This is a genomic window from Mycobacterium sp. NGS59 (genome assembly GCF_059812345.1).
In genome coordinates, this window is the sequence record NZ_JCALCN010000027.1 from 56,629 (window position 1) to 63,049 (window position 6,421).

The 6,421-nt window shown below is 69.0% G+C and carries 8 protein-coding genes; 5 read left to right on the forward strand and 3 right to left on the reverse strand.

The features are described 5' to 3' along the window. Positions 1-57 precede the first annotated feature (57 nt). On the reverse strand, positions 58-453 hold the full coding sequence (locus AC5Y46_RS22510) for a hypothetical protein (protein WP_499993136.1): 396 nt from the start codon (positions 451-453) through the stop codon (positions 58-60). 161 nt (positions 454-614) lie between these two features. On the opposite strand from AC5Y46_RS22510, the gene nth reads away from it, so the two are divergent. From nth to marP, 4 genes are read left to right on the forward strand one after another with little or no spacing between them, the layout of a single operon-like run. Beyond that, positions 615-1,295 carry an endonuclease III gene (gene nth, locus AC5Y46_RS22515; RefSeq protein ID WP_499993153.1) on the forward strand — a complete coding sequence of 227 codons (681 nt, stop codon included), beginning with the start codon at positions 615-617 and terminating at the stop codon, positions 1,293-1,295. Positions 1,296-1,303: 8 nt separating this feature from the next. Further along, positions 1,304-1,951, forward strand: coding sequence for a TlpA family protein disulfide reductase (locus tag AC5Y46_RS22520; RefSeq protein WP_499943387.1), 648 nt, complete (start codon positions 1,304-1,306; stop codon positions 1,949-1,951). Further along, complete coding sequence (locus AC5Y46_RS22525) at positions 1,938-2,741, forward strand: NUDIX hydrolase (RefSeq protein ID WP_499993138.1); 804 nt, start codon at positions 1,938-1,940, stop codon at positions 2,739-2,741. Before AC5Y46_RS22520 ends, AC5Y46_RS22525 begins: the two co-directional genes overlap by 14 nt. Then, the gene (gene marP / locus AC5Y46_RS22530; RefSeq protein ID WP_499943389.1) at positions 2,738-3,934 is read left to right on the forward strand and encodes an acid resistance serine protease MarP; all 1,197 of its coding nucleotides are present in this window, start codon (positions 2,738-2,740) and stop codon (positions 3,932-3,934) included. Before AC5Y46_RS22525 ends, marP begins: the two co-directional genes overlap by 4 nt. Here the strand turns inward: marP and AC5Y46_RS22535 are convergent. Together AC5Y46_RS22535 and AC5Y46_RS22540 are read right to left on the reverse strand one after the other, a co-directional pair. Beyond that, complete coding sequence (locus tag AC5Y46_RS22535) at positions 3,927-4,877, reverse strand: alpha/beta fold hydrolase (protein WP_499993144.1); 951 nt, start codon at positions 4,875-4,877, stop codon at positions 3,927-3,929. The two genes, marP and AC5Y46_RS22535, sit on opposite strands and share 8 nt — an antisense overlap. Continuing rightward, positions 4,878-5,381, reverse strand: a complete 504-nt coding sequence (locus AC5Y46_RS22540) for a phage holin family protein (protein ID WP_499943391.1) — start codon at positions 5,379-5,381, stop codon at positions 4,878-4,880. A gap of 204 nt (positions 5,382-5,585) precedes the next feature. On the opposite strand from AC5Y46_RS22540, the gene AC5Y46_RS22545 reads away from it, so the two are divergent. Further along, positions 5,586-6,278 (forward strand): chymotrypsin family serine protease, encoded by a 693-nt coding sequence (locus AC5Y46_RS22545; protein ID WP_499993155.1) that lies wholly within the window; start codon positions 5,586-5,588, stop codon positions 6,276-6,278. Positions 6,279-6,421: the final 143 nt, after the last annotated feature.

Genomic DNA, 6,421 nt, shown 5'->3' on the forward strand with positions numbered 1-6,421 from the left:
AATTTGTGACGGCCGACACGAGTCTAAAGGTAGGCCACTCAGCGCGGCGTGCCAACGCTAAACACGATTGACGTGTCGAGTCACCGTAAATTGTGTGTTGGTCCGGTAGCGCCCGCGAATGCGGGTGGGCAGCCCCACTTCGACGCGCCCGACGACGTCGGTGGCAAAGATCGTCTCGGCGTGATGCCGTCCGGTCAGCTGCTTGGGCTGCGGGGTGGCCACCAGTCCCAGCGCCTGGCGTCGATGCAGGTATTCCAGCGCTTCGGGCATGCCTTCGCGGGCCAGTGTGTGCACGTCCACGGCCTCGGCCTGATTCAGGAAATCGGCGACGTCGGTGGCGGTCACAGCATCGCGGGCCAGGGCCTTCTCCAGCCGCCCGAGCCCGATCGTCGCCAGCATCAGCAACCCCGGGATGCAGGCCACCAGCAACCACAGCACAAGGAGAGTAAACACGCGCAAGGTCTCAGACAGATTACGAAATCAGTACTCTGTCGTAGGTGACAGCGGCGAAGTCGTCCGGGCGATCCAAGTCCAAGCCCGTGCCGCCCGCTCCGGTCCTCGCCAAGCGCTGGGCAGACGAAACCCGAACCGGGTTGGTGCGACGGGCGCGACGGATGAACCGCACCCTGGCGCAGGCGTTTCCGCACGTCTACTGCGAACTGGACTTCACCACGCCGCTCGAGCTGGCGGTGGCCACCATCCTGTCGGCACAGAGCACCGACAAGCGGGTCAACCTGACGACGCCGGCGGTGTTCGCCAAGTACCGGACCGCTCTGGATTACGCGCAGGCCGATCGCGCCGAACTCGAGACGCTGATCCATCCCACCGGCTTCTTCCGTAACAAGGCGTCGTCGCTGATCGGCCTGGGTCAGGCCCTCGTCGAGCGGTTCGACGGCGAAGTGCCCAAGACCATGGACGAGTTGGTGACGCTGCCCGGCGTCGGTCGCAAGACCGCCAACGTGATTCTGGGCAACGCGTTCGACGTGCCCGGCATCACCGTCGACACCCACTTCGGGCGGTTGGTGCGACGGTGGCGATGGACCGCCGAAGAGGACCCGGTCAAGGTCGAACACGCCGTCGGCGAGCTGATCGAGCGCAAGGAATGGACCCTGCTCAGCCACCGGGTGATCTTCCACGGCCGCCGGGTGTGCCACGCCCGCAAACCGGCTTGCGGTGTCTGCGTGCTGGCCAAGGACTGCCCGTCATTCGGACTGGGTCCCACCGAGCCGCTGCTGGCCGCACCGCTGGTGCAGGGCCCCGAAACCGATCACCTGCTGGCCCTGGCCGGGCTCTGACGCCTCACATGAAGGCGCTCTCCGGCACGACCCGCTGGACCCTCGCGGTCTTGACAGTGGTCGCCGCGCTGGTGGTGGCCCTGGTGGCCGAGCTGCGCGACGACGCGGCGCCGTCGGTGAGTGGCCAGGCGCCCGCGCCGCGGGAACACCGCGACGCCGATACCCCGGCCGCGCTGGCCGGGCCCCGCCAGCGTGCCGATCTGCCGCCCTGTCCCGGCCCGGGAGCCGGTGCAGGCGCGGCGGCACTGCGCGGCGTCGTGGTGGAATGCGCGGCCGACGGCGCCGCCGTCGACGTGGCGAAGGCGCTGGCCGGCCGGCGGGTGGTGCTCAACCTGTGGGCGTATTGGTGTGGCCCGTGCACTGCGGAACTGCCCGCGATGGCCGAGTATCAACGGCGGATGGGTGCCGACGTCACGGTGCTGACGGTGCATCAGGACGAGAACGAGACGGCCGCGTTGCTGCGCCTGGCCGAACTCGGAGTTCGGCTGCCCACCCTGCAGGACGGCCGCCGCAGAGTCGCGGCGGCGTTGCGGGTGGTTAACGTGATGCCCGCGACGGTGGTGCTGCGGCCGGACGGTAGCGTTGCCCAAACCCTGCCGCGGGCTTTCGGCAGCGCCGATGAGATCGCGGACGTGATTGGAAATGGGGCGGGCTAGGAGGGAGGCGGCGTTGAGTGCGGCGATTCCCCTGACTCCCGACGTCAGCCCGCCGTGGTTGCGACCGCTGGTCGACAACGTCGAGAAGATTCCTGACGCGTACCGGCGCCGGCTGCCCGCCGACGTGCTGGCCATGGTGACCGCGGCCCGCTCGGTGTCGTCGCTGCGCCGCACCGGCCGCGACGCCGCCGTATTGGTGCTGTTCTCCGGACCGCAGGACGAGCCGGCCGGCGCCGGCGTGCCCGACGACGCCGATCTGCTGCTCACCGTGCGGGCGTCCACGCTGCGACATCACGCCGGACAGGCCGCGTTTCCCGGCGGCGCCTCAGATCCCGGCGACGACGGTCCCGTCGCCACCGCGCTGCGCGAGGCGTGGGAGGAGACGGGGATCGACGTCGGCAGGTTGCACGCGCTGGCCACCATGGAGCGGACGTTCATCGCGCCGTCCAACTTCCACGTCGTCCCGGTGCTGGCGTATTCGCCGGATCCGGGCCCGGTGACCGTCGTCAACGACGCCGAGACGGCCATCGTGGCCCGGGTGCCGGTGCGGGCCTTCGTCAACCCGGAGAATCGGCTGATGGTCTATCGCGGCACGCTGGGCAAGCGCTGGGCGGGACCGGCGTTCCTGCTGAACCAGATGTTGGTGTGGGGTTTCACCGGCCAGGTGATCTCCGCGGTGCTCGACGTCGCGGGCTGGGCCAAGCCCTGGGACACCGACGACCTCCGCGAATTGGACGACGCGATGGTGCTGGTCGGCGATTCCCCGACGAACAGGGGCGGGCTGCGATGACGCCGTCCCAGTGGCTGGACATCGCGGTGCTGGCGGTCGCCTTCATCGCGGCCATCTCCGGATGGCGCTCGGGCGCGCTCGGTTCGGTGCTCTCGTTCGCCGGAGTGCTGTTGGGCGCGGTGGCCGGTGTGCTGCTGGCACCACACATCGTCAGCCACATCGCCGCGCCGCGGGCCAAGCTGTTCGCCGCGCTGTTCCTGATCCTGGCGCTGGTGGTGGTCGGCGAGGTCGCCGGGGTGGTGTTGGGGCGCGCGGTGCGCGGCGCCATCCGCAACCGTCCGGTCCGCACCGTCGACTCGGTGATCGGCGTGGCAGTGCAGCTGGTGGTGGTGCTGACGGCGGCCTGGCTGCTGGCGACCCCGCTGACCCAGTCCAAGGACCAGCCCGAACTGGCCGCCGCCGTGCGGGGTTCCCGGGTGCTCGCCGAAGTCAACGAGGTGGCGCCCACCTGGCTGAAAACGGTGCCCAAACGGCTCTCGGCGCTGCTCAACACCTCCGGCCTGCCCGCGGTGCTGGAACCGTTCAGCCGTACCCCGGTCATTCCGGTCGCTTCGCCGGATCCGGCGCTCAAGACCAACCCGGTCGTGGCGGCCACTCGGCCCAGCGTGGTCAAGGTCCGCGCCGAGGCGCAGAGTTGCCGCAAATTGTTGGAAGGCACCGGATTCGTGGTGTCGGCACCCGGCTGGGTGATGACCAACGCGCACGTGGTCGCCGGTTCCAACAGCGTGTCCGTCGAGGCTGACGACAAGACCTACAAGGCCACCGTGGTGTCCTACGACCCGGTCGTCGACATCGCGATCCTGGCCGTCCCGGAGCTGACGGCCGCGCCGCTGAAATTCGCCGAGCGCCCCGCGAAGACCGGGACCGACGTCGTCGTGCTCGGCTACCCCGGCGGCGGCATGTTCACTGCCACCCCGGCCCGGATCCGCGAGCTGATCAAGCTGAGCGGACCCGACATCTATCGCAGCCCGCAGCCGGTCACCCGCGAGGTCTACACCATCAGAGCGATTGTGGAGCAGGGCGATTCGGGCGGACCCCTGATCGACCTGGACGGCCGGGTGGTCGGGGTGGTGTTCGGCGCGGCTGTGGACGACGCGGACACCGGCTTCGTGCTGACCGCCGAGGAGGTGGCCGGCCAGCTGGCCCGGATCGGTGCCACTCAGCCGGTCCAAACCGGGGCCTGCGTCAGCTGACCCGGTGCACCTGGTCGAGGAACCGGTTGAGGTGCCGGCTGACTTCCTGCGGCGCTTCCTCGTGGCCGTAATGTCCTGCGCCGGCCACCGAGATGTAGCGGCCGTGCGGCGCGTAGCGCTGCGTGCGTTCGACCGGGGCGGCCAGCACGTAGGGATCGGCGTCGCCGCGGATGTGCAGCAGCGGCACGCCGAGTTGCCCGGTCGTGGACTTGATGAACCGGTGACCTTCGGTGCGTAGCTGGCTGCGCACCGCCCAGCGCTGGTACTCCAGTGCGCAGTGCGCGGCGCCCGGGATCTGGATGGCGCCGCGCAGATGACCGATGGTCTGCGAAAAGTCCTCCGAGGCAAGCCATTTGGCGCTGCTGCGGCTGCGGACCAGCCGTTCGATCTCGGCGCCGTCGTGTCGGGTGAGTAACCGTTCCGGCCACAGCGGCGCCTGATAGCGCAACAACGTCGGCAGCAGCGCGCGACTCTGATCGCGCCGGGTCAGCGTGGACCGGCGCAACGCGATCGGGTGCGGCGAGCTGATGACCGCGATGGCACGCACCAGCCGGGAATGCAGCAGGGCGGTGGCCCAGCAGGCCAGTCCGCCGTCGGCGTGCCCGATCAGCGTCGCCGAGGAGTGGCCGAGCGCGCGGATCAGCCCGGCGGTGTCACCGGCCAGCGTCCAGCCGTCGTAGCCGCGGGGCGGTTTGTCGCTGCCGCCGTAGCCGCGCAGGTCGACCGCCACCACCCGGGCACCGCGCAGTTCGCGCAACTGGTGGCGCCAGGACCACCAGAACGAGCCGAACCCGTGCAACAGGATCACCAGCGGGCGTGCGGTGGCGGGACCGGCATCGTCTCGGGTGGCCTCCACGACGTGGAAGCGGATGCCGTTGGCGTGCACGTCCAGATGCCGCCAGGGCCCGTCGATACGGACCATCGACGGATCTGGAACCGGCATCTACCAACCCGAGGGATCGGCGGGAGTCTTGGCGTCGATGGCTTTGGGCGGCGTCTTGTCGTGACCGGGGGTGAACGCGGTGCGCGCCTCTTTGACCGATTCGATGGTCTTCTGCGGCCCCCGGATCCGGCGGACCTTCAAAAAGCCCAGCAGGGCCAGCACGGCGGTGACGACGACCATGATCGCGAACACGATCAGGAACGCCACCCAGCGCCACAGCCAGGTGTCGAGCAGCTCGGCGAGAAAGAAGAACAAGAAGAAGGTGGAGTAGAACAAGACAACCAGCGCGGAGACGAAGAAAACGCTGCCGGTCAGCCCTTTCTTGACGTCGCGGGTGATCTCGGCGCGCGCCAGTTCCACCTCGGCGCGCACCAGCGTCGACATCTGCGTGGTCACGTCTTTGATCAGATCGCCCACCGACGGGTCACCGGCCCTGGCGTGCGGGTCCGCCAGCGGGATGGTGGTCAGCGTGTTGGGCACACCGTTCTTGTCAGGTTTGCTCACAGACGATCCTCTCCGTTGTGCTGCCCCTGAAGCTTCGGTGGCGCGCCAGTTGTCGCATTCATGTTGCCATGCGACCCGATGTCCGACGAGGCCAGTCGAACCGGCAACGAGCGAGGCCGAATACACTGACGGCCTGTTCTCCAATCTCGCTCCGATAATCGACGAATCGACAGGGGTATCACTTTGCAGAAGGCGCCGAGCGGTCTGAATTTCGTCGCCGCTGCCGCGGCCACCCTGGCCGCGTTCCTGGCCTTTCTGTTCCTGCCTGTCAGCACCGCCGTCGCCGACGAGAAGGTGCCGCTGGGCGCAGGCGCGGGCATCGTCGTCAACACCGGCACGCTGTGCACGCTCACCGCAATCGGTCACGACAAGTTCGGCGACCTGATCGGGTTCAGCTCGGCGCACTGCGGTGGACCGGGTGCGCCGGTGGCCGCCGAAGGGGCCGAGGGGGCCGGCCAGGTGGGCACCATGGTCGCCGGCAACGACAGCCTGGACTACGCGGTGATCAGGTTCGACCCGGCCAGGGTCACGCCGGTGGCCGACTTCAACGGTTTTGCCGTCAACGGCATCGGCCCGGACCCGGCGTTCGGTCAGGTCGCCTGCAAGCAGGGCCGCACCACGGGTAACTCGTGCGGCGTCACCTGGGGTCCGGGACAGGACCCGGGCTCGATCCTGATGCAGGTGTGCGGCGGGCCCGGCGATTCCGGAGCGCCGGTGACGGTGGACAACATGCTGGTCGGGATGATCCACGGCGCGTTCAGCGACGCCCTGCCCACCTGTGTCACGAAGTACATCCCGCTGCACACACCGGCGGTGGTGATGTCGATCAACGCCGACCTGGCCGACATCAACGCCAAGAACCGGCCGGGTTCGGGATTCGTGCCGATCGGCGGCTGAGCCTCTCTCGGCCCTCTTTCGCCGAGCGTCACGCCCCTCTTCCGCCGAGCGTCACGCCCCTCTTTCGCCGAGCGTCACGCCCCTCTTTCGCCGAGCGTCACGCTCCTCTTCCGCCGAGCGTCACGCCCCTCTTTCGCCGAGCG